This window comes from Micromonospora sp. SL4-19 (assembly GCF_047921475.1).
In the GTDB taxonomy this organism is placed as follows: domain Bacteria; phylum Actinomycetota; class Actinomycetes; order Mycobacteriales; family Micromonosporaceae; genus Micromonospora.
Window position 1 is genome coordinate 1 of record NZ_JBLROB010000082.1, and the last position, 839, is coordinate 839.

Sequence of the window (839 nt, forward strand, 5' to 3'; positions counted from 1 at the left end):
CCCCAGGCGATCGGCCAGCCGTCCGGCCGGTCCGGATGGCTCGGGGTGTGGAACGCGATCTGTTCGGCGGCGTGGTGGAGCGCGTCGACGAGGTCGGCGACGGTGAACCCGGCCGGGGGTGGGACGATCGCGTCGGGGTCGTCGGGGTTGATGCCGTCGAGGCGGGCGATGCCGTGGAAGTGCACGGCTCCCCGGGCTTGCAGCTCGGCGACCTTCCCGGGCGACAGCCGGACCGGGGCGACCTTCCGCGTCTTCCCGGAGGCGGTGACGATCTCGACGCGGGGGATGCCGCGTCGGCGGGCGAGTTTGGCGAGCCAGCGTTCCGCGGCTTGCTTGGTGCGGTGCCAGAGCTCGCCGGAGAACAGGTTCCAGACGACCTGGTGGTCGTGGTCGTAGCAGTCCAGGCACAACGGCCGGCCGAGGACAGCGTCTCCGGCCTCATGGCGGGTCCAGCAGACGGCGGGCCGGCTGTGGGGGCAGAGGCCGGCGGTCGGGTCGGTGGCGCGGCGGGCGTGGCACGGCTCCGCGCGGCAGTCGCAGCGCTTCCGGTTGCCGCAGGTGTGCTTGCGGACGACCCGGGTGTGGACCGGCCCGAACGACGGGGCGGTGAAGGTCGCGAACACCGCCGGATGCTCGGCGACCGACTCCGGGACACCCTTGCCGCCGACCAGGCCGGCGCGGAGCAGCTGGAACGCGTCGCGCTGGTAGGTCTGGGCGCAGGAGGGGCAGACGGTTGCGCGGCGGTTGCCGCAGGCGGTGTAGATGACCGAGTCGGGCATGCCGTCGGTGTGCCGCTGGTCGAGGACACGTCCGGTGGCGGGGTCGACGGTGAGCAGCTG

At 73.5% G+C, this 839-nt stretch carries 1 protein-coding gene; it reads right to left on the reverse strand.

Annotation, left to right across the window (positions count from 1 at the left end; translation table 11 throughout):
• Positions 1 to 839 (reverse strand): replication initiator (locus tag ACNAVT_RS31780; RefSeq protein ID WP_416301692.1); only part of this gene is annotated, 839 nt, incomplete at both ends.